General features: G+C 55.5%; 21 protein-coding genes and 1 tRNA gene. 4 read left to right on the top strand and 18 right to left on the bottom strand.

The features are described 5' to 3' along the window. The 8 genes from ACHZBF_RS15020 to fur all read right to left on the bottom strand — a co-directional run bounded on the left by ACHZBF_RS15020 (window position 1) and on the right by fur (window position 4908). Window positions 1–996, bottom strand: a complete 996-nt coding sequence (locus tag ACHZBF_RS15020; RefSeq protein ID WP_321528906.1) for a TRAP transporter substrate-binding protein — start codon at window positions 994–996, stop codon at window positions 1–3. 62 nt (window positions 997–1058) lie between these two features. After that, window positions 1059–1934: a TRAP transporter TatT component family protein gene (locus ACHZBF_RS15015; protein ID WP_321528905.1), complete on the bottom strand. Its 876-nt coding sequence runs from the start codon at window positions 1932–1934 to the stop codon at window positions 1059–1061. Window positions 1935–1938: 4 nt separating this feature from the next. Beyond that, the gene (locus ACHZBF_RS15010; protein ID WP_321528904.1) at window positions 1939–2313 is read right to left on the bottom strand and encodes a cell division protein BolA; all 375 of its coding nucleotides are present in this window, start codon (window positions 2311–2313) and stop codon (window positions 1939–1941) included. Between the two features lie 121 nt (window positions 2314–2434). Beyond that, on the bottom strand, window positions 2435–2746 hold the full coding sequence (locus ACHZBF_RS15005; protein WP_029131939.1) for a BolA family protein: 312 nt from the start codon (window positions 2744–2746) through the stop codon (window positions 2435–2437). Window positions 2747–2951: 205 nt separating this feature from the next. Further along, entirely contained in the window at window positions 2952–3407 is a 456-nt protein-coding gene (locus ACHZBF_RS15000) for a hypothetical protein (protein ID WP_037374535.1), read from the bottom strand. Window positions 3408–3474: 67 nt separating this feature from the next. After that, complete coding sequence (locus ACHZBF_RS14995; RefSeq protein WP_321528903.1) at window positions 3475–4044, bottom strand: ankyrin repeat domain-containing protein; 570 nt, start codon at window positions 4042–4044, stop codon at window positions 3475–3477. Window positions 4045–4136: 92 nt separating this feature from the next. After that, complete coding sequence (locus ACHZBF_RS14990) at window positions 4137–4466, bottom strand: DUF1820 family protein (RefSeq protein WP_029131942.1); 330 nt, start codon at window positions 4464–4466, stop codon at window positions 4137–4139. 10 nt (window positions 4467–4476) lie between these two features. Further along, complete coding sequence (gene fur, locus ACHZBF_RS14985; RefSeq protein WP_029131943.1) at window positions 4477–4908, bottom strand: ferric iron uptake transcriptional regulator; 432 nt, start codon at window positions 4906–4908, stop codon at window positions 4477–4479. Between the two features lie 155 nt (window positions 4909–5063). Here fur and hisI point away from each other — a divergent pair, with 155 nt between their 5' ends. From hisI to ACHZBF_RS14970, 3 genes are all read left to right on the top strand, one after another. Continuing rightward, window positions 5064–5489, top strand: coding sequence for a phosphoribosyl-AMP cyclohydrolase (gene hisI, locus ACHZBF_RS14980; RefSeq protein ID WP_051301747.1), 426 nt, complete (start codon window positions 5064–5066; stop codon window positions 5487–5489). Between the two features lie 18 nt (window positions 5490–5507). Beyond that, window positions 5508–6287 carry a hydroxyacylglutathione hydrolase gene (gene gloB / locus ACHZBF_RS14975; protein WP_321528902.1) on the top strand — a complete coding sequence of 260 codons (780 nt, stop codon included), beginning with the start codon at window positions 5508–5510 and terminating at the stop codon, window positions 6285–6287. A gap of 65 nt (window positions 6288–6352) precedes the next feature. Further along, complete coding sequence (locus ACHZBF_RS14970) at window positions 6353–7690, top strand: dihydroorotase (protein WP_321528901.1); 1338 nt, start codon at window positions 6353–6355, stop codon at window positions 7688–7690. A gap of 235 nt (window positions 7691–7925) precedes the next feature. Here ACHZBF_RS14970 and ACHZBF_RS14965 read toward each other — a convergent pair whose 3' ends face one another. The 6 genes from ACHZBF_RS14965 to ACHZBF_RS14940 all read right to left on the bottom strand — a co-directional run bounded on the left by ACHZBF_RS14965 (window position 7926) and on the right by ACHZBF_RS14940 (window position 17206). Further along, window positions 7926–8900, bottom strand: a complete 975-nt coding sequence (locus ACHZBF_RS14965) for a 6-pyruvoyl trahydropterin synthase family protein (RefSeq protein WP_321528900.1) — start codon at window positions 8898–8900, stop codon at window positions 7926–7928. A 158-nt stretch (window positions 8901–9058) separates the two neighbouring features. Beyond that, window positions 9059–11161, bottom strand: coding sequence for a HAMP domain-containing methyl-accepting chemotaxis protein (locus ACHZBF_RS14960; RefSeq protein ID WP_321528899.1), 2103 nt, complete (start codon window positions 11159–11161; stop codon window positions 9059–9061). Window positions 11162–11325: 164 nt separating this feature from the next. Further along, window positions 11326–11401 (bottom strand) — tRNA-Thr (locus ACHZBF_RS14955). A 134-nt stretch (window positions 11402–11535) separates the two neighbouring features. Next, the gene (locus tag ACHZBF_RS14950) at window positions 11536–11967 is read right to left on the bottom strand and encodes a Fur family transcriptional regulator (protein WP_321528898.1); all 432 of its coding nucleotides are present in this window, start codon (window positions 11965–11967) and stop codon (window positions 11536–11538) included. Window positions 11968–12048: 81 nt separating this feature from the next. Then, window positions 12049–12501 (bottom strand): type IV pilin protein, encoded by a 453-nt coding sequence (locus ACHZBF_RS14945; protein WP_321528897.1) that lies wholly within the window; start codon window positions 12499–12501, stop codon window positions 12049–12051. 49 nt (window positions 12502–12550) lie between these two features. Next, window positions 12551–17206 carry a pilus assembly protein gene (locus tag ACHZBF_RS14940; RefSeq protein ID WP_321528896.1) on the bottom strand — a complete coding sequence of 1552 codons (4656 nt, stop codon included), beginning with the start codon at window positions 17204–17206 and terminating at the stop codon, window positions 12551–12553. On the opposite strand from ACHZBF_RS14940, the gene ACHZBF_RS14935 reads away from it, so the two are divergent. Continuing rightward, window positions 17205–17360, top strand: a complete 156-nt coding sequence (locus ACHZBF_RS14935) for a hypothetical protein (protein WP_321528895.1) — start codon at window positions 17205–17207, stop codon at window positions 17358–17360. The two genes, ACHZBF_RS14940 and ACHZBF_RS14935, sit on opposite strands and share 2 nt — an antisense overlap. Window positions 17361–17411: 51 nt before the next feature. Here ACHZBF_RS14935 and ACHZBF_RS14930 read toward each other — a convergent pair whose 3' ends face one another. The 4 genes from ACHZBF_RS14930 to ACHZBF_RS14915 are packed head-to-tail and all read right to left on the bottom strand — an operon-like array spanning window position 17412 to window position 20201. Next, on the bottom strand, window positions 17412–18068 hold the full coding sequence (locus ACHZBF_RS14930) for a pilus assembly PilX family protein (protein WP_321528894.1): 657 nt from the start codon (window positions 18066–18068) through the stop codon (window positions 17412–17414). Further along, a complete protein-coding gene (locus tag ACHZBF_RS14925) occupies window positions 18065–19162 on the bottom strand; it encodes a PilW family protein (RefSeq protein WP_321528893.1) in 1098 nt (365 codons plus the stop codon). Before ACHZBF_RS14925 ends, ACHZBF_RS14930 begins: the two co-directional genes overlap by 4 nt. Beyond that, window positions 19159–19638 carry a type IV pilus modification protein PilV gene (gene pilV, locus ACHZBF_RS14920; RefSeq protein ID WP_321528892.1) on the bottom strand — a complete coding sequence of 160 codons (480 nt, stop codon included), beginning with the start codon at window positions 19636–19638 and terminating at the stop codon, window positions 19159–19161. Before pilV ends, ACHZBF_RS14925 begins: the two co-directional genes overlap by 4 nt. Continuing rightward, window positions 19635–20201: a GspH/FimT family pseudopilin gene (locus tag ACHZBF_RS14915; protein ID WP_321528891.1), complete on the bottom strand. Its 567-nt coding sequence runs from the start codon at window positions 20199–20201 to the stop codon at window positions 19635–19637. The genes pilV and ACHZBF_RS14915 overlap by 4 nt, the downstream gene beginning before the upstream one ends. Between the last annotated feature and the right edge of the window lie 101 nt (window positions 20202–20302).

Genomic DNA, 20302 nt, shown 5'->3' with positions numbered 1-20302 from the left:
TTACCTCTGCGTTTTCCTGAAATCATCCAGCAGCTGTTGAATCTGTTGGAAGAGCACCGGGTCAAGCTGATTTTCCTTTTTCAAATCCGCCTCCACCTTGCCAATCAACTGCTGCCAGCTTTCACGCTCTCCATCCTTCGGCTGATGAAACTGGATGCCTCGCTGTTCCAGCACCTGCCGGGCTCCCAGGTTGTCGTTTCTGATCTGCTGGTTGATCTGCCGAAACCGATCCGCCATGACCTCCCTAAGGATTTTTCGATCGTCGGGAGCGATGTTCTTCAGCGCCTGCTCGCGGATCACCAGGGTGCCATACAGATAGATCAGCGGGATATCGGCCACATACTTGATCCGGGTGTGCCACTGTAGCGCAATGGCGCCGGATGGAGATGAGCCGACGGTATCGATCAGGCCGGTCTGCAGCCCGGTCAGTACGTCGGTCAGGGGCAGTGGCACCGGTGAGACGCCGATGCTTTGGAAGGCGCTGAGGCTGATCTGATCTCCTTCCGGGGTCCAGATCTTGCGTTTCAGCAGCTGTTCCACGTTCCCCAGCGGCTGCTGCGACATCAGGTATGCGAACCCCCCTTCACTGATGCCGTAACTGACGAATCCAGCTTTTTTCAAGCCGGCCATCAACAGTGGATCCATGCGTTCGCGAACAAAGTCCACTTCGGCAAATGAGCGAAACAAAAACGGAAAGCTGTATATTTGAATGTCGGGGTAGACGGCTGCGAGTCCGCCGGCGGTAAGGGCGCCTCCGTGCAGCTGCCCGATACGGATCTTTCTCAGCACGCTATTGTCGTTGCCCATCACGCCACCGGGATAGAAGCGCAGTTTTACTCGCCCATCGGTGCGTTGTTCGAGCTCTTTGGCACCGGATCGAAGCATGTTCATCCAGCTGGTGCCGTCCGGTGCCAGTGTGGCTATCTTCAATGTGGTAGCGTGGATCTGGGTGGCGGGGATCAGCAAGAGCAGCAGTATGAGCAGGCGTTTTGGCATGGGGCATCCAGGCATTGTTTTTAATTGGCGTAATCTTGATGCTTATTCTGCCACGGCAGAGTCTAGAAGTACTCATCCTTCAGCAGCAGTTCGGCTTGCTGTTTTGCCAGGATGTTACTCAGGGTCAGATCTGGCGCCTGCGCCGGGGCCGCCAGTACTTCATGCAGCAGTCGGTCATGTAGCGGTTGATCAAACACCAGCCGCGCATAGCGTCGGGCGTATTCCACCTTGGCCATCAGGTCGTGCCCGCCGGAGTAGGTGATTGCCAGTTCAAAATGCGCCTTGCCGATTTCCGGCTTGCCGCCCAGTGCCGGTGGTAGCTGGGAGTGCATGACCCCCAGATAGAGCTGTGCCCGGCCCTGGTCATATTCCGGTGCCTGGGCGATGATCCGCTCCAACAGGTGTTCCACCTTGGGTAGATCGGCCAGTGCGCCCCAGTCGTCGCTGCGGGCGGCGATCCAGCCGGCCCAGCTGGTGGCATATACGTAGAGCAGGTTCAGTTCGCCTGGTGCGATTCGGTCGACAGTTGCAGCAAACTGGTCATAGCGGGCGTCCGTCTGTTCACAGATCTCCCTGTATCGGGCACAAAATGCCAGTTGGGCATATTCCCAGGAGCGCTGGGTAAGCCGCTTGACCCGGACCGGTTCACGGATCAGCCCGGTGGCAAAGGCACCATAAAGGCGGGAGCCGGCCAGCAGCAGGGATTGATCGTTCGGGTTATCGCGTATCATGCCGTCGAGTAACAGCAGATAGGCCGGAGCCCCGGCCCGGACAATATCGGGATCATCCTGGTTCAGCATCGCACTGGCCAGGTTGGTTGCCAGTCGCTCCCTGGCCATGGAGGCGCAGCCGGTCAGCAGGGCCAGTATGAGTGCGGTGATGAGGATTCGATACAGGCCCCGGGTCGCGCCCCCCGTGCCCGGAGTTTCCCGGCACACGGGTTCAGCGGTGTTTCTTGTTGACCTGTTCAATATGTTGGACCCAGTTGCGAAATGCGGTGCCGAGGTTGAAGCCCCCATGGCGTCGCCCCCGAAAGGTGCCGAAGCAGCGATCTGATCGATTATCACCCGGGCCTTCGAGGCGGGTGGAGCCGATATTCAACAGCATGATGATGAGAAAGACATCCAGTACCAGCAGGAGTATGACTGCCGGGCCGTGCAGCAGGATGCTTTGTTGGGTCCAGCTGAAGATACTGGCCTGATAATCAATGACGATCCAGATAGTGGAAAACAGCAGGGCTACCGCCAGGAGCGATGAGAAGTCGGCAATCCGTTCATGATTGCGTGCATAGCCCTTGATTTGTGAACAAATCGTCATACCCACCCCCCTTTCATTATTATGGTTTACTGAAAGTAAGGAAAAAACCGGGAAAGTGCAAGCGGGGGCAGGGGGTTAGAGCGGAGACGTCTTGACTCCGATCCCAAAATCGCCGGATTCCTTACTTCGATCCACCCATGCATTGGGGCGAGTCGGGGGCGCTGCCGCGCCGTGATTCCCACTCTGCCGGTGTCATGGTATGTAACGCCAGGGCATGCAGGCTGCCTGAAAACAGTGGCTTGATCAGGCCGTTGATCTTGCGATGACGTGCTACCAGGGGCAGGCCCTCAAACTGGTCACTGACGACCACGATCTTGAAATGGGATTGTGCGCCCTTTGGCACGTTGTGCATGTGGCTCTCATCGATTACTTCGAGATGATCCGGATGCAGGGCATCCGCAATCAGTGCGGTTAGTTGGTCTTTCATTATCACCTGCTCAGTGTTCAATGGGCACGCTACGCTTCGCCTATGCGGGCGAGGGGCGAGCCGGGAGTGATAAGCGTCGCCCATCCTATGGTTGTCCGCGCGGCGTCTCGCCATAAAAGGCTTCGGCCCGGTGCAAAAGATTACCAGCCGATAATACGCCTTAGGGCGACCAAATTTTCAACGTGAATTTCAGGGTTTTGATCTGTCGCGATCATTCACCCAGAAACTTCTCGGTCAGCCTGTACTGCCTGTCGGCTTCATTTTCCAGTTCACCGGAGTCGCTTTCGATCATCAGGCAGTTTTTTGCCATGCGTGATTGAATGGCGGCTTTCCAGGCGGCGTTATAGTTTTCCGTTATCAGTGCGTCGGGAGTCAGCGCGGCGGCACAGGCAGCGGCGATGAAGTGTTCCGCCTGCAGACCCCAGTCTGCGTCACGGCCACAGGCGGTATAGGTCTTGGTGGCGATGGATTTCGCCACCTTGAAGGCATCCTTCAGCTCCTGGTCGGTACTGTCCGATATCAGGGCCACTTTCAACGCACTCATCAAACTTGGATTATCTACCTGTTCGCATACGCTCTGGGTGAAGCGTGCGCCGAGCAGGCGTTGCTGCTCTCTTGGAAGGTTGTTCAGGGCGTTTTTTAACTCTTGATCATTGCTGATGTTCATGATGGATCTTCCTTGCCATGGCGGTCAGGTTTTAGTTACCGGCGTGTGCTTTTTGGCTGCGCCGATCTCAGGAACTGTCCAATAATCGAATTACTTGGGGGTGATGGTTTTTATCTGCCCAGGAGCGGGCGGTTTCTCCTGCAAAATCTATCGTGCCGACGGTGGCTCCGCCGCTGATTAGTGCTGAGACACTCTCCAGGTGCCCCCGCTTGGCGGCCCAGATCAGTGCCGTCCAGCCTTTGGTGGACTCCTGCAGGTTCGGGTTGGCTCCCCATGCCAGGAGGGCCTTGACCAGACCGGCATGATTGTTCGAGGCAGCCAGCATCAGTGCCGTGTAACCACCGTTATCGACCAAGTCCACTCTGGCCCCGGCCTTGATCAGCTGGTCCGCTACCTGGATGTGACCATAAAGTGCCGCCTTCATCAGTGGGGTCCATTGGCAACTATCCCGGCCGTCCACCGGGTCGTGCGCTGAGAGCAGGTTCTGGACCCTGGATATGTCGCCCTGCTCTGCAGCTGTAATCAGGGCAGGCACGCTCATCTCTTTGTCGGTGGCCGGTGGTTCTGGCGAGCAGGCGGCCAGCGGCAACAGTCCCGGCAACAACAGATAGATGATCAGTGGGCGTTTCACCGTCATTGGGATCACCGAACATTATAGTTGTCTTATAATGAAAGGCGGTGTGCCGGTCGACAATGATTATTCTCAATGCCGGTTCGATATTCGGGGCATTAACTGTCCGCGCCCTTGTCGGGCCGGAACCAGGGATTGGGGAAGGGGGTGATATTGGCGTTGCCGTCCAGTTCCATGATCTTGCACTGACCCCGCTTTTCCACCTCATCCACGCGAATGACTGCATGCATCGGGATCAGGGTGCGGCTTACCCCGCCGAATTCAGCCTTAAGCTTCTCCTCGGCAGGATCAATAACCACGCTACTGGTCTCGCCAAAGATCAGATTACGAATCTCCAGGAAACCGAACACCTCCGCCTGTCTGACCGACTCGGCGTAGAGCTGGTAGACCTTGGCCTGGTTGATGAAGGATATTCTGAATATATGCATGATGCCGAATTTATTTCTCCATCGGGAGTTGCTGGCATTTTTTACAGAGTCCGTACAGGGTCATATTGTGTTCGGCCATTTTGAACCCGGCCTTCTCTGCGATCTGGCGCTGTCTGGCCTCAATGGTTTCGTCGTTGAACTCTTTGACCACACCGCAACGGACGCAGATGATGTGGTCGTGGTGATCGCCCTCTGCGATTTCGAATACCGCCCTTCCCCCCTCAAACTGGTGGCGTTTCACCAGCCCGGCCTGTTCACACTGGGTCAGCACGCGGTAGATGGTGGCGACACCGATATCTTCATCATGGGTTAGCAGTATTTTGTATATATCCTCGGCACTGGCGTGTTGTCCCTCGCCTTGACTCAGAATCTCCAGGATTTTGAGTCGTGGCAGAGTGACCTTGAGTCCGGCCTGTTTCAGTTTTGATGTGTATTCGGTCACTGCCTGATTCCTGGTAGGTATACCTTGCCTATGAGTATACCACTCTGCTTCCCTGTAAGGCATCAGTCACACTCTACCGGCCCGGGGTACATTGCGCCGTCCTATCGGTGGTATGATTTCCCTGGAAAGCATAGGCAAACCGATTGGATCCAATAATGAAAGAGAGTGAAAAGTTCAAGCTGGGCGAGAGCCTGCCGTTGAAGCAGGTGCTGGATAGTCTTCCGTACAACAGCGATGGCCTGATCCCGGCCATAGCCCAGCAGCACGATACCGGTGAAGTGCTGATGATGGCATGGATGAATCGGGTGTCACTGGATGAGACCCTGGAGAAGGGGCGGGTCTGCTATTGGTCCCGTTCACGTCAGAAACTGTGGCGCAAGGGCGAATCGTCCGGGCAGGTACAGTTATTGAAGGATATGCGCTTTGACTGCGACGGCGATACCATTTTGCTACTGGTCGATCAGACCGGCCCTGCCTGCCATACCGGCCGCCGCACCTGTTTTTACAATGCGGTGCGCGGGGACCGGGTCGAGGTCGTGAGTGAACCGTTGATCGACCCGGAAACGCTTTACGGTAAATAACCGACGGAATATCAGGCTATGTTGGAAGTTACACCAGTCAAGGCATTTAAAGATAACTTTATCTGGATGCTGCACAATCCAGGCAGTGAGACGGCTGTGGCGGTCGATCCGGGCGAGAGTGCTCCGGTGCTGGCCTGGCTTGAGGCGCGTGGGTTGCGCTTGAGCGCGATCCTGATCACCCACAAACATATCGATCACACCGGTGGGGTGATGGATCTGCAGTTTGCCTTTCCCGGGGTCGCCGTTCTGGGGCCGGCAAACGAATCCATACGCGGTATCAAGGTCCGGCTGAAGGAGGGGGAGCACCCGCAGATCCCGGGGCTGGAGGCTGATTTTAGCGTGATGGAGGTACCGGGCCATACCGAGGGCCATATCGCTTATTATGGAGAGGGCCTGCTATTCTGTGGTGATACCCTGTTTTCTGCCGGCTGCGGGGGGATCTTTGGTGGTACCCATGCGCAGATGCATGCATCGCTGCAACGAATCGCCGGGTTGCCGGCGGATACCCTGGTCTACTGTGCCCATGAATATACCCTGGCCAATCTGGGATTTGCCAAGTGGGTGGAGCCGGAAAGTGCGGCAATCCTGAAGCGCGAGCAGGAGGTCCAGGCACTGCTCGCACAGGGGGATAACACGGTCCCCTCGAAGCTGGGCACCGAGCTGGCGACCAATCCGTTCCTGCGCGTGGCTGTGCCGGAGGTGCGCGTGGCGGCTGAGCGCTATATGGGGCACGTCCTGACCGATGGTGCAGAGGTGTTTACCGCAATCCGGCGCTGGAAAGACCGGGAGTATGATTAGCCCCGGTCCTGCCCGGGCCCGGCGTAGTTCCTGTTTCCCTTTTTAACTATTGAATCGAGTAATCAATGGCCGAGCAAATCCTGATTAAAAATGCATCCATGGTGAATGACGGGCGGATTCTGCAGGGCGACCTGCTGATCCGCAACGGACGGATTGAGCAAATATCGCCGGAGATCGCCGTACCGGAGCAGGCACGGGTCCTGGATGCCGAGGGCCATACCCTGATTCCCGGAATGATTGATGATCAGGTGCATTTTCGCGAGCCGGGAGCCACCCATAAGGGGGACATGCGGAGCGAATCCCGGGCGGCGGTGGCGGGTGGTATTACCAGTTTCATGGATATGCCCAACACCAATCCGCAGACCACTACCCGTCGGGCGCTGGAGGAGAAATATGTTCTGGCGGCCGACCGGTCTCTGGCCAACTATGCCTTCTACCTGGGCGCCACCAACGATAACCTGGATGAGATCGTGGCCCTGGACCCGAAGCAGGCGTGCGGGATCAAGGTCTTCATGGGGGCCTCGACCGGTAACATGCTGGTCAACAGGGAGGAGGCGCTGGAGGCGATCTTCAGAGATGCGCCACTGCTGGTTGCCACCCATTGTGAAGATACGCCGACCATCCAGCAGATGGAGGAGACTTATCGCGAAAAGTATGGTGAGGATGTGCCGATGGAGTGCCATCCGGAGATCCGCAGTGCCGAGGCCTGCTACCTCTCGTCCTCCATGGCGGTGGCGCTGGCGAAAAAACATGATACCCGGCTGCATGTGCTGCACCTGACCACGGCGCGGGAGATGGAGCTGTTTGAGCCCGGACCGCCAGACGCCAAGCGGATCACCGCCGAGGCCTGTGTGCACCATCTCTATTTTGATGACCGGGACTATGCGCGCAAGGGGAGCTTTATCAAGTGCAATCCGGCGGTGAAGAGCAAGTCCGATCGGGACGCGCTGCGCAAGGCGCTGGTGGAGGGGCGGATTGATGTGGTAGCGACCGACCACGCGCCTCATACCCTGGATGAAAAACTCAACAGCTACTTCAAGGCGCCCGCCGGGCTGCCTTTGGTGCAGTGGGCCCTGCCGATGATGTTTGAGCTCTATCATGATCGTCTGATCAGCCTGGAACAGCTGGTGGAGAAGACCAGCCATGCCCCGGCACGCCTGTTCAATGTCAGTCAGCGCGGCTATCTGCGCGAAGGCTACTGGGCGGATCTGGCGCTGGTGGATCTGAACAACCCCACCCGTGTGGAGCGCCGGGATGTGCTCTACAAGTGCGGCTGGTCGCCGATGGAAGGCGAGCGGTTGCGCTCAAGGATTGTCGCCACCTTCGTCAATGGACAGATGGCCTACCGTAATGGCCGGGTCAACGATGCCGTGCTGGGTCGGCGACTGGAATTTGATCGCTGAGGAGAGTTAACCGACAAGACCTACTCTCGTAGGATGCCTGCCCCGGGCGGAATTCGCGGCGAGGGCGCCGCTCCTACCCGATGACACATTTCGGGTTGAGCGGTAGGTCGTGTTAGCCGAAGGCGTAACCCGACAAAGCACTAACGCTCCCTCACCTACATCCATACAGGTGAGGCGTAGTGTGCCTTCATTCTCAGTGATCCTTGACCCCCTTACCTCTTGAGGATATTCCGGATCAGCTATGCCCGACGGCCCCTTTGTCCACGCCTTCAAACGCCTCGACCCGAAATGCCTCATCCGGATGCTCTCGCTTCAGCGTATCGGCGATATGCTGGGCCAGGTTCTCCACCGTTGTGTCGCTGTCAACCAGATAGCAGCGGTGACTTGGGATTTCCAGTTTGAATAGCCCTTGATTGGCGGTATAGCCGAAGTGGTAGAACAGCTGATTATCCTGCTGGACTGAGTCCTGCAGGTCGCTGCTGGTTCCGATATAGATATCCCGCCAGCGGTTTGCCCAATTCGCTTCCAGCTGTTGGTCCCGCACGCCATTGCGATAAATAATTATGCGGGAGCGGTGTCCGTGAGCGATGCGCTGGCAGTTTCCCGCATGATGCTTCAATCCGTGGCTGTAACGGTACCAGGCGCCGGTTATCGATTCGGCGTAGAGCCGCAGGCGTAATCCCTGGATATTGTCCGGCAGAAGTGGTTGAAGCCGGTCGATAATAGCCTTGATCAGACTCTCTTCAGTGATGTTTTCCGCCTGGATTAAGGTCACCGCGCTATTTGGGCCGCTGTGTACCAGGGTCTCCCCTGATGTCAGTTGAAAGCGGATGTCGCAACGGTGCTCCTGCTGCTGGACCCGGCAATGCGCATAGCGCGCCGGGACCAGCAAACGGTGGTCGAACTCCTGGTCTATACAGCGCTTGACCTGTTTTTTTACCTCGCTGAAATCAAGCACCATGCCCTGATGATCGAGTGAGCCGTCCAGTTCGATATCCACCAGCCAGCTTTCGCCCAACAGGCCTGCAGCGGGATCTAGGTAAGAGAAGTCTATCGCCGTCAAGCGGTTAACGAACAGTGTGGTCATGTTGCTTCTGTGGGTCTGCGGTGCGAGGTTGAGCATCTTTGCAGGCTTTGCCTGTACAGGCAAGTCCCAGGGCTCTTTGGCGATTTTCCAGGCAATCAGACGCAGGCTGAATGCAGCCGCCATCTTCCCCTGCAGAAACCATCCTCGCACCCATCATGGCGGAATCCGGGGTCGGGTTGGTGGGCTCGTCCCGGATTCCGCTGCACTCCAACCAGGCTACCCTTTGTGCCTGGCAAAGCCCGATTGCAGGCTTTGCAATATCGAATTATCGATAACGGTTGTCAGGCGGCCTGCTCTTCCTGCCTGTCCAGCGCTTCGGTGATCTGGTTGGATTCCCCGGTGACAGGCGGGTTCGCACACTCATCGGATGTGATTTTGAACTGCTGAACCACCTGTTGCAGTTCTGCCGCAAGTTGCCCCAGGTGAGTGGTGGTGTTCATCGATTGCTGGGAAAGCGTGGCGGCGCTCTTGCTCTCCTGGCTGATCGAGATGATCGACCGGTTGATCTCTTCGGAGACGCTGCTCTGCTGCTCAGAAGCCAGGGCGATCTGCCGGTTCATGGCATTGATGGTCTCAATGGCGGCATTGATCGCTTCCAGAGATGTGCGGGCGCTGTTGGCTTGCTGTACGTTCTCTTCCGCCGTGGTGCAGCCGTTCTCCATCGCTTTTACCGCCTGGTGCGTGTTGTGCTGCAGGTTACGGATCATCTCCTCGATCTCGCCGGCGGACTCCTGGGTGCGAGTCGCCAGATTACGCACCTCATCCGCCACTACGGCAAATCCCCGGCCCTGTTCACCCGCCCGGGCGGCCTCAATGGCCGCGTTCAATGCCAGCAGATTGGTCTGTTCGGCAATGCCCTTGATGACGTCCAGTACACTGCCTATGCCCTCGCTGTTTTTCTCCACCTGGCCGATGATGCTTGCCGCATTGGTGATTTCACGATGCAGGGCCTGGATTGAGTGGGCGGTCTGTTCCATCGTCTTGTGTCCGGTTGCTGCCTCTTCGGTGGCCGAACGGGTCGCCTGCGAGGCGCTGGCGGCATTGCTGGCCACTTCGCTGATGGTTGCGGACATCTGGTGAATGGCGGTCGCCACCTGCTGGGTCTCCTGCTCCTGCGCCAGCACCATGCGGCTGATGTTGCGGGTGCTTTCAGTGGTTTCGGCCACCGCGCTTATGACCTCCCCGGTGGCATTGGCGGTGTGCTGCACCAGTGCCTGGATTTTGATGATGAAGGTGTTGAACGCCTGCGCCAGGTGGCCGATTTCATCCTGGGTACGGCACTCCAGGCGGCGGGTCAGGTCACCCTCACCATGGGCGATATCATCCAGGGCATTGACCACTTCGCTGAGCGGCTTGCAGATGGCCCGGCCAATCAGCCAGGCCATGAACAGGCCGATAAGCAGACCGATGACCATCAGGGTCGAGACGGTCAGAGTGGTTTGGGTGGTTTCATCAATCAATGTGGTGTTGGTCCGGATGATGGCATCGGACTGCAGTGACTCCAGGGCGGTCAGCTTGTTGTCGATCTCATTGAAAAGCGGGGTCGCCTCACTGCGGACCAGCCAGGCATCGGTACGCCATTGGTCACCACCATGGATCTGCATCATCTTGTCAATATTGGCCTTGTAGGTGGCCAATTGGTTCTGGAACTGCTGCAGTGAATCGGTCTGGTCCAGGGTTAGTTCATCCTCGTATTCCGATAACCGGCCGAGCAGTTGTTCCGTGCGCTCCAGATAGAGATTGAGATCGTTGATAACCGCCTCTGAACGAAATGCCAGATAGCCGCGGATGCTGCTCATGACATTGCTCCAGGCGTAACGCAGATCGGCGAACAGGGTTAGCAGTGAACGCCGTTCAGGGGTCGCTTCCTCTTCCTGCTCCGAGGCGATCATCTGGGAGGTCAGTTGGACCATGATCCGACTCATAGGGTTGAGATCGGAGTTGGCAAAGGCGATGCCGGGGAAGTTCTTTTCATAGCTGGTAGCGGTATCAAGCAGTCGATCGCCGAGGGCGCGGAACTGTTCCAGATCTTTTGCAAGACCTTCCACCAGCGCCGCGGACTGGCTGTCAGAGGTGACTGCCTTGAGCCCTCTCAGCTGATTCACCAGGGTTTCCGAGTCCTTGAGCCCTTTCAAAAATCCTTCTCGGTGGCTCTCCTCCTTGGTCGACAGGAAGAAGCCCAGTGCGCTGGCGGTCTGGTGGACGCTGGCGGAGAGTTCCTTGGAGAGCAGGGCAGTGGGTTGTCGAATCTGCACCATCTCAACGACCGAATTTTCCACATTGTCCAGGCTGTTAAGGGTCTGGACGGAGATGGCGGCAATAATGGCCAGCAGCACGGTGAAGCCAACCCAGACCTTGTGACGGATTTTCATTGTATTGAACACGCGGCTACCTCCCATGGAGAATCGTTGTGATTCCTTTATCCGGTCCGGCTTTAGTGTCGGATCTCTTTTATATGCAACAGATTAACGGCGGTGTTTCGGGAATCTTTAGTTCCATGGATATTGAGGGGTTTTAGGGTGGAGTGACCAGGGTGCGTAGGGGGAAATGGAGCCACCCGCCGGAATCGAACCGGCGACCTCATCATTACGAGTGACGCGCTCTACCAACTGAGCTAGGGTGGCTTATGGGGAACCCTTTTCTGTCTTCACCGCAATCGGGTTGTGAACGCAAAAGGGAACGGGAGTATAAAGAAATGTTGCGCCGGGTACAACCGTTACTGGCCGGGTAAGTAGCTGGAAAATAGGCGGTTTCAGCGCTATTTCCGGGGACGGATATGCACCACCAGCTCAATCCCGCTTATCTCGGTATCCGGTGGAGGCGTGGCATTCAGATTGATCTGGATGGCGCTTTCATCGATATCACAGATCTCCTGGGTCACCGCATTGTAGAAGTGGTGGTGCGGATGGGTGCTGGAGTCATAAAAGGCCCGTTCCGGGTCCACGAACAGTTCCCGAATCAACCCCTTGCGAGCGAACAGCCCCAATGAGTTATAGACCGTGGCTTTGGAAACCGGTCGGCCCGTCTGATTGGTCAGGGTGAGTACCTGGTCCGCCGATAGATGTTGCGGACGCAGCAGCATGGTGGAGGCGATCTTCACCCGCTGTACCGTCGGACTGATACCGTGACTGCGCAGCAGCTGCACGATCTTTTTCCGATGTTCGCTGTTCTGTGGGTCGGTTTGGTTCATGGGACGATTATAATCAGTTTGGTAAAATTTAGTCCAATTTCTGCAAGTGACTGTGCTGACAGCTCAATATGGTTCTGGCGATTACCAGCACCTGTTGTCGGTGCCGGAGACGGTTTTACGTCCAAAACTATCCAACTCAAGGTTCGCGCACCCATCGGCGGCCTGAGCTCCTGCAGGTGTTGCCGTCAATTCAAAACAGTTATCTTTGGTATGTGCCGATGAATCGCAAGTTGTGCCGTTGATATCACCTATTGCGACGGAGATGGTGTAGTGTCCCTCTTGGGATGTGGTCCCGCCGAGCTTGGTCATGTCACTTGTATAGCTGTTGTTCTCGGTAAACCAGCGTTCCTGCAGCGTTGCTGCCTGCGACAGTGCGCTTTTCCCATCAGTTCGATTGGTTTTTATGATTTGGTCGCGATAAGACGGATAAGCAACTGCGGCCAGAATGCCGATAACCGCAACCACGATCATCAATTCGATCAGCGTAAAACCATGAGATCGCCTAATGGTCATATTGTCCTTGTTTAGTGGCATTTGTATTTGAACTCCTCTCATGGGTTTCAGCTTTACAGGCTGATTATCCTTAGTTCGCGAAATCAATCTGGCGCCAGGAGCGACGTTTGGCGTCAGCCAATCCAGGTATGAACACTCTTGAACGGGTGACGTCACCGGCACTACCCTGGGTAAATACCGTTATGACACTGCCGCCCGTTGTACCTCCGCCGGAGCCCTTATGGATAACGGGATCAGACGCAAGTCCGACTCCAAGATCAACTGTAGAGCTTGCCAGTTCAGCCGTGCCGTTGGTGACCGATGAATCTGTACCAATGGGCCCATACGGAATGGCAGTGCCAGTTGCATAGTTGGTGACATTCAGTCGGCTGGACCCCGCGTCACAGAGATTTTTTTCTCCAGGAGTGTAGTCAGTGAATATCAACAAGTCACCCGTTATGACTGGATTGGTAACATTGCGCGTATTGGGTTCGGTATTTGATGTGGTTGGAAAGTCATTTTTCCAGCCGGGTTGTGTTGCCATGGCGGCTACCAATTGGTCGTAGGTTGTGACTGGGTTTCCGCCAATTGTAAATGTGGTTGGCAGCAGGCTGCCATCCGTAAATACCTGTAAATTGGTGGTGTCCACCAGTGTCGCGGCTGAAACGGTTGCATAGGTCAGGTTTCCACTGCCATCAACAGGTTCTTTTACTCCATACATGCTTTGTTGATAACTGGTCTGCACATTATCACTGTCTGTGGTCGCAAAGAATCTTCCAGTGCCAGCAGTAATCCATTTTTTGCCGGTGGTATCGATTTTAGTGGCCGGTTTGGATGTAAAGGGCTGTGAGGTAGCCAGCAGTGTAGACAACGCTCCATCGGAAACTCTTAAGCGCTTCAATTTCCCATCCGGCATCGCCTCTGTGCCTCCAGCAATGCCGAAATAGACAATGTCGTCAATAAAATCGCTATCCCAGTCGGTGCTGGTGGCACTGCCGACAAAGCTGTTTGCTTCACCCAGGTCTGCCGGTGCAAAGCCGGCGACAAAGGATTTGGTCACCAGATTGTATCTGAATAGTTGAGCATTCTGTGTGCTTGTGCCGGTCAGGTGGCTGGTTGGTCCCGAACCAAATACCAATTCCCATTGATTGGTATTATCCCCACTTGTCGTCCAATCAAGATCACCACCAGCGCTACGTTTTTTGATAACTGTTGGCATACCAGTGGTGTAACCGAGATTCGGATGACTGAGTTCTGCGATTAATTTCGGTGCCACTTCAGGGTTGGTGATGTCGAGAACGACATAGGAGGAGCGCAGTGTCTCGTCATCTGTAGTGTTTCCCGGGCTGTCATTGTTGACATCCACCGTTATAGGGCCACCGCCGAAGCGCATGCCCATAACCATAACCGTGCCCCAGCCATGAGGATGATCAGCGTCGGCGGTAAAGATGTTTGCATCAAAGATAAGCGGCCGGCCATCCATGTAATAGACATGGGGGTAGTCAGGCTCTGTCAGCCACTTGAGGTGGGGTAAAAGAGCCTTGGGCACATAGCCCCATAATTCACTTCCAAGCGGGTGTGCCGTTTCTCCGGAATTGGTGGTTTTGAACGCCTTTAATGAGTCATCCCAGAATCCCCCGTTAAAGGCGTGGATCATCCCGTCGTTGGCCCCAACAATGACCAGGTTTCTCCGGTTTACGTACTGAGTCTTGAAGTTAAGATAGCTGGTGTCGTTATATAGGGTTTCATAGCCGGCGCTTGGGGTTCCGATGACAGCCGGTGATGAGTGAATAATATCCCCTAGACGCCAGACTTCATCGCCGGTAGTGCTTGAGTCGAAATCCACCGACCGGGTGCGAAAGCCGGTGATGTCGTCCTTGCCACGCACATAATTGATTACATTATCCGCTGTAGGCTCATCAATGACATCGAGATAGGTGTAATTGGTCGAGCCAAACGTGCTTGCATCAAAGTTGATCAGGGTCGACCCGTTGGTCGAGGTTAATATATGCCGACCGGTAGAAGCGGAATTGGCGTAGGTACGCTGCGCAACCACATTGGTATTGGTTAGCTTGCCCAGTTCATCGCGCGCATTCCAGATGGGCCGCAGATCGGTTACCGGATGGGTCGTATATGGTGTCAGCGTGAGCGTGTTATCCAGCTTCACGTCTGATGGTGTTACGATGATGCAATTCGAGCTGATATAGCGTTTGATCTTGGTTGAATACGGTAGCGTGCTGGTGTCCAGGTAGATGTCGATTGCCGGATCTGTATTGCAGTCATCCAGATAGCCGTTGCCATTGGCATCTTCCCGCAGATTACTTCTGTCATCGACAAACATACCTTGAACCAGTCCAACCCAGTTAACGCTGTTGTCATTGTCTTCAAATTGCGGGTAGTAGAGCGCCTGATAGAGCGCGCCCTCACCGGATGTGCTGTTTGATACCACGGCTGCTGCCGTGCCGGAGGAAACCCGGCTGACAATTTTTCCGAACACCTTACCCAGTTGGGCTTCCAGCTTGGATGGATTGCGTACCGGAAAATAATTATCAGGAATGCCGTCGGGAGTCTGATTGCCGTCGGTGTCTTCATTGTCCCATTCGCGTGTGTCAGTAGTGCTGCTGTTGTAGGTGGGATCTCCACTATTGTCCAGATCGGTGTAGCTGCCGAATTTTGCCGCGTAGTACAGGGGGTTGTTCAGCAGGGTGGCGGTAGAAGATCCCACTGTGAAATCAGTGATATTGGCCGCTGGTTCAGAGCCTGCGTTATCATTGTCCATGTCGCTGGCGCTGAAATTCTGTCCGCCCGGACGCACGACCGGGTAGTAAACGCCGTCGGCTGTGCTGCCGGTAATAGTGTAGCCGAAGCGCAGGGCATTTCCGGCATAGGCGTGAACCACGCGGGTGCGGATTCTGAGTTCGTCACTCGCCACTCCCGCATTGCTTTGACCGATCTCGTCACAATAACCCTTAACACAGAATTCGATCCGCTCCATGCCGTCCAGATCGTAGTCATTGCCCCAGAGGGAGTCCTCCCAGGAGATCAGCAGGCTGCCGGAGGCCAGATTGCCGCTGCTATCAAAATACTGGCTCTCGACAATCACGTTGGTGATACTGCAGGCTTGCCAGTCGGGGTCATTCGTTGCAGGCGTACCCCCGTCTTTATTGGATTCGCAAAACGGAAGGAAGGTGATTTCCTTTCCGGCACCGCCGACCTTAACACTGAAGCTGGGTAGTGTTTCAGCCAGGGCAACCGCGTAGGTGTCGACTTTCTGCGTGTCCTGGTAGCCGGTACCGGTGCGCAGATCAGTAATGTGGGCGTGGTGTGCCAGGCCGGCGATATGAAAGCCCCCTTCCAGTTGCGGTACTTCGGGGCAGATGCCGGTTATGTCAGCGAGAGTGTTCGCCCACTTCGAGGTGCAGCGTCCATCGCTGCCGCCATGCAGATAGTTGCCGGCAAAAGAGCCGCCCATCTCGATATTACCGACATTATTGGTGGCGGTGGTAATACTGGCTAATCCGGTGATGCCTGCGGTGGAGAGGTTGTCCCGGTCAAAAGAGTTCAGCCCGGTGGATATGGCCACAATGGCACAGCTGGCACACCACTCATCCGCAGACATGGGGTCGGTCCAGGATGACTTGTTCAGACCGGCTATATAGGTTGTATCAGTGCCGTCAAAACTGGCGGTGGGCGTAGTCTGTCCTGAGAAATAGCGCAGTGCCTCCATGTAGATTTCGCCCAGGGGGTTGCCCCAGTCGCTGCATCTCTTGGTGCTGACGGCTTGTGACTTGAAGTCGGAAACGGTGATACTGTGGGGATTGCAGTCATCGTATTTGTTACCGACGAAGTTGTATTTGGCGATCTGAATACGGTTCAGTGCGTTGATGATGCCGGTGTCAGTGGTAGCCTGATTGATGAAGCGTCCCGTGCTGGTATCGATCTCGTCGTCACTGGCGTTGCTGTTGCCTGCCAGTGGCATGATGTTCTTGCGCAGCATGCCACCCTTGGTGTTCTTGTCATAACTGCCGGTCATCAGGCCAAACCGGAGTATGCCATCCTCGCCATAACGCTGTAGCAGCCCGGTGGGTTTGTATTCGCTGTTGGGGTAGAGCTTGCAATTGGTCTCTAGTGTGGTTGCGTCCTTACAGACGCGCACCTGAACAACCAGTTCGTCCAGTTTTTTGGTCGCGGAGCTTGGTGTTGAGCTGCCGTTGTTCCATTGACACTGGGTGACCTCCGCCGCGGCCCATCGCGGAAAGCTGCCATCGGCGATCCTGACGTAGGGGTCGGATGTGGTGCTGGTGGAAACGTTGCAGAGGGTGATGGCGGTTTTGCTATACGGCGTGTATTTCAGCATCTCCGTGGTGCTGCCGGGGGCGAAGACCTTGGCAAAGGCGTGCACGTCCTTGGGAATATAGGCACGCTTCAGGTTGGTCTGTGAATTATCCTGGGAGCGCAGCCCGCCATAGAGGACCCGGCGCACCACATCCATCCGGGTCATGGTAGACCAGTTGAGGAAGTTGCCGCTCCAGCGGTTGGCGGCGGAGCATTCGTGGCTGTTTGCTCCGGATGCCGCTTCCTCTGGGGTAAATCGGTTGTTCGCTGATTCGTATGAATAGCAGCGGTTACTGTCGAAATAGCCATAGTAGTCAAAAGTATCGGCATAGCCGGTATCCAGCTGGCCGTCACCATCCAGGTCGCTGTAGTCGGTGTAGGCCTTGTGCGTCAGCTGGTGATCTACTGACATGGCCAGCATGACCAGCGGCGGCGAACTTGGGCTGGAGACCGTGGGTACCCCGCTGAAATCGGCGGATGTTGTCCCTGATACGGCAGCAAGCAAGGTGGCCGGTGCAATCAGGCCAGTGAAACAGATGGCCTGGATTGTGCGCTTTGATCCATAAAAAAGGTCTGAGATTTTCATGACATATACTCTCGCTTGCATTTGGATTCTGTCAGAACTCGACTTGATAGACTGACTGAAGCATCACTTTGGCATCGTCTGTTCCGCCGGTTGCGAAGGCGGTTACACGATACAATTCATCACAATTATCGACTCCCAGTCCCAAGGGTGAGCAGGCGGGAGTGGCGCCATCATTCTGATAGCCGAAGAACTCGATAATATATTTGGGCGCGGCTGTTATCCCTTTGCTGCTGACCAGGCTGGCGTTGGCATGGGTGCGGTGTCTGCCGGCGGTGGTCCATACAGCAAGATTGCCCGAGTGAGATGTGGCACAACTCCACATGTCCCAGCGGTCGCTGATGCCGCCGGTATCGCAGGGGCTTTTGGTTTTATCAAAACTGGCGTCATCTTCCCGACGGGTGCAGAGGCCATTGGTGCAGGTGTCGGTAAAGCTGCTCTCGAATACCCCCGAGCTGGTGGCCTGGGTTGAGACATAGCGTTCGCCTTCACGCAAGGCCGCCTCGGCGGCCTGGAAGGCGGTCTGCCGGTCCCGCTCATTTTGGGTCATGCGCTCTTCCAGCGAAGTGGTGCTCATTGCGGTTACTCCCAGCAGTGTCGTGACCAGGAGAAGCACCAGGCAGATCACAAGGACAATCCCCTGCTGTTTATTTGCAGCAAACTGTTTTGGATGACGGTTTGTTCTGTTCATAAGTCAAGTCCGTGGTTGCGTACTTGAATGGTGGCGGTAAACTGCCGCCGGACGTAGCGGTCCGTATGGGATGTTGAAGTAGTGCCCATATAGGTGTAAGGCTTGACGCCGCCGCCGGTCGGCTCAATGGAGCGGGCCAGCAGGAACAGTCGCACGCTGGTTACCTTGTTCCAGTCGGTGACGTTATTGGCGGTGACGTAGCGGTTGGCGACGCCATCGGCGGTGGCATCGGTATCTATGCCATAGAGAATCTGGAAGTTCTCGATGCCTTCGAGCAGTTCCTCGGTTAAGGCCACGGCGTTGCCTCCACCTGCGGCAAGGTAAGTGTGGTAGAGCGAAGGAATGGCGGTGCCCTGGCTGTTGTTTCTGCCGTTAGCAATATAGAAAATGGAATTTTTCATTCGCAGAAGCTTGGATTCCTCGTTGTAGTTGGCAGATACGGCACCCGAGAGGTCGGAACAATCAAAATTGCCTTTAAGGATTTTTGTGCAGTTGCCCGGTGAAGTGCTGCTGCCGGTGTTGTGATCAACAACATCAATGGTGTTATTGTTGTTCACGTTGCTCATTTGGAAGATACCGGCCTGACTGTTGAGGCAGTCGGCGATCATCAATATCTCACCCTGTTTGATGTCATGATTGCTGGTCAGGTGGATAGTGGCGGAACTGGCCACATGGCTGTCGATATAGAAATCAGTGTCGTCACCGCGACTGATGATGATGGCATCCGAGCCATTGATGACATTACTGGCGATTTCGCTGGGGAAAGTACTGTTGCCGCCGTCAAACCCCAGAACTGAGTTGTTGAAATCGTATTTCCAATTGCCCGTTGTATCATCGACAGAGTTGGCTATCTTGGTTACCGAGCAGCCCACAAACCCGGCCATGCGAATCTCCTTGGTAAGAAATTCAATGGCAAAGCGTCCATTCTCCTGGATGCGGGAGAGTGCTTCGGATGTCTCGTAGGAGGTTTTATTACTGAGGTAGATCTGAATGGCGCCGGCAGAGAGGAGCAGTGAGAGGACCAGCGCAATCATGATCTCAACCAGGGTCAGACCCCTGATGGATGATGGGAGTGTGGCATGTAACGGCTTCATAGCTCGGTCCTGAAAGTGAGTGTCAGTGGCTCTCTCGACTGGATCTGCTCGCCGGAAACCAGTTTTACCAAGAGGTCGTCCCAGCGGATGTTGATGGTGACCATCTTGCTGGCGGTATTGATAGCGACGCTGCCATCGCCTCCGGGAAGGGTGGCTGCAAGTGTGGTTTTCCAGTTTGCAATATCGTAGGTCGCCATGGAGGCGGGTGAGCAGTTGCCAGTCTCACAGGCAGACGATGCCGAGTAGGAGCCACCGAAAGCGACCACATAACCCGAACCGGTCTTTTCCGCCTCATCGCGGTTTGCCCGCATTCTGTCGATAATGTCATAGGAGAGCTGGGTTGCCTGGGCTCTCTGGTAGGCGCTGTTGCTGTTTTTTACGCTCATCACCTGCATTCCCGCTACCCCAAGCAAACCAAGGGAGAGCACCAGCACCGCGACCAGTATTTCAACCAACGTAAAACCATTCTGTTTCATGGGCAGCTCAATTCATTGGGTGTGGTTTGGCCGTCATCATGGATGCCGTTACCGTTGCTATCACTGCTGAGGCGTACTCGCCCGGTCGGGCTGATGTAGGCGGCTCGTGCATATTTGGCAGCCCCGCCACTCTCGCACAACTTGAAGGTGCCGGTCTGTAAGGCAAAGCCATCGCTCTTGAACTGCACGTAGGTGTTGGTCGCTGTGTAGGTGAGGGTGTCAGAGCCGGAGGTAAAACCGTTGGAGATTTTTATCGGGGTCTCGCCGGCATCCAGCGCGCCATCGTTATCGATATCTTCAAACAAAAGCCAGCCATCCTGCCAGTTTCCTCCGCACGAAGTTCCGTTGCCACTCTTGCATAAACTAACCGGTCGTCCCCGTTTGATAGCCTCGGATCGCCCCTCATTTAAAGTGGCGATCAACGCGTTAATCTCGGCAGTAACCCTGTTTCTGGTGACGACATCGCTGAGTGATGGGACTGCAAGGGTGAGTACAATGGCCGCGACGACCAGAGTGATCATCAACTCAATCAGCGAGAAGCCTTGAATGTGATTTCTTTTCATGTCCATCCTTTTAAATAAAACCAGACATGCATTCCACCCTGAAAAGACAGAGTGATGATGTTTTCCGATAAATGGCATTTTATCGTGGCGGAATTATATTC

Origin of the sequence: Sedimenticola selenatireducens (assembly GCF_963675335.2) — a bacterium.
Lineage (GTDB): Bacteria > Pseudomonadota > Gammaproteobacteria > Chromatiales > Chromatiaceae > Sedimenticola > Sedimenticola selenatireducens.
Note: the sequence above shows the minus strand (reverse complement) of the source record. Positions and strands in the feature narration are given on the sequence as shown.